This window comes from Oleiphilus sp. HI0125, from assembly GCF_001635355.1.
Window position 1 is genome coordinate 1 of the sequence record NZ_LWGF01000461.1, and the last position, 636, is coordinate 636.

The 636-nt window shown below is 44.8% G+C and carries 1 protein-coding gene; it reads left to right on the forward strand.

The features are described from left to right. Window positions 1-226: 226 nt before the first annotated feature. The coding region (locus A3762_RS27210; RefSeq protein WP_197469065.1) for a sterol desaturase family protein at window positions 227-636 on the forward strand (410 nt) is incomplete at its 3' end.

The following is a 636-nucleotide window of genomic DNA, read 5'->3' on the forward strand; positions in this document are numbered from 1 at the left end:
GGTTTATCATCGTCACATTTGGCGTTCAAGAAATAGCCTTTCACAATCTCTATTTCTAGCTGGACTTCTGCGCTTCATCTTCCCCAAAGCAATCTGGCTTAATCGCTCAAGCGCAATCGATTTTGGACTGCTCTGCCTCAACGCAACCTTAAAAGCACTCTTGTTTATTCCGCTTATTATCAGCGCGTTTTCAGTAGGGTTTTATACAGTCAAGCTGCTTACCCTTGTGTTTGGACCACTAGAGTTGTCAGGCACCGAAACATCAACAGTGTCTCAGTCTTTTTTAATTCTTTCGTACAGCTTATCCCTTACACTAGTATTAGATGCGTCACGTTATCTGCTCCATCGTTTGATGCATCAAATACCATGGCTTTGGCAATTCCATAAATGGCACCACTCCGCAAGGACAATGACCCCCCTTACACTCTATCGTATTCATCCCGTAGAGTCTGCGCTGCAATACACGCGTGATGTACTAGTGACCGGTGTAGTGACAGGATGTTTTTTTTATTGCTCAGGCCAGAATATAGATCTCACTACAATTATGGGAGTCAACGCCGCACGCTTTGCATTCAACCTGTTTGGGGCAAACCTTCGCCATTCTCACATTTGGCTATCATTTGGCCCACTAGAGCG